Consider the following 542-nt stretch of genomic DNA (forward strand, 5'->3'; position numbering starts at 1 on the left):
CAACAGGCCCATTATCACGCACATGCCGATGACGGCGATTCGTCTGGCGCGCGAACAGCACATTCCGTTTCTTGGCACCTGCGGCGGGTTTCAGCATGCGTTGCTGGAATTTGCCCGCAACGGTCTGGGCTGGGGCGATGCCGAACACGCTGAATCGGCCCCGGACGCCGCGAATGCGATCATTGCGCCGCTGAGCTGTTCACTGGTCGATGCACTTTCGTCGATTCATCGGTTGCCAGACACGTTGATTGCCCGGGCCTGCGTCAGGCTGGAAATCGAGGAGCGCTATCACTGTCGTTACGGCCTGGTGCGTGAGCTGGAACAGCATGTTTTCGGCGCTGCGACGAAAATCAGCGGGCGAGGTCCGGAAGGTGAAGTGCGCAGCATGGAGCTGGAAGGCCATCCGTTTTTCGTCGCCACGTTGTTTCAGCCCGAGCGCGCCGCGTTGCTGGGCAGGACGCCAGCGCTGGTCAAGGCGTTCGTTCAGGCATGCACGGGTAACGCCCGATGATCGCCTCACGTTTCCCCACGCCTTATTACGC

1 protein-coding gene is annotated in these 542 nt (G+C 61.3%); it reads left to right on the forward strand.

Going from position 1 to position 542, the window contains the following annotated elements:
- Window positions 1-511: hypothetical protein (locus EE949_RS22430; RefSeq protein ID WP_122666305.1), on the forward strand; the 511-nt coding region annotated here is incomplete at its 5' end.
- Between the last annotated feature and the right edge of the window lie 31 nt (window positions 512-542).

The sequence above is a fragment of the Pseudomonas viridiflava genome (assembly GCF_900602065.1).
Lineage (GTDB): Bacteria > Pseudomonadota > Gammaproteobacteria > Pseudomonadales > Pseudomonadaceae > Aquipseudomonas.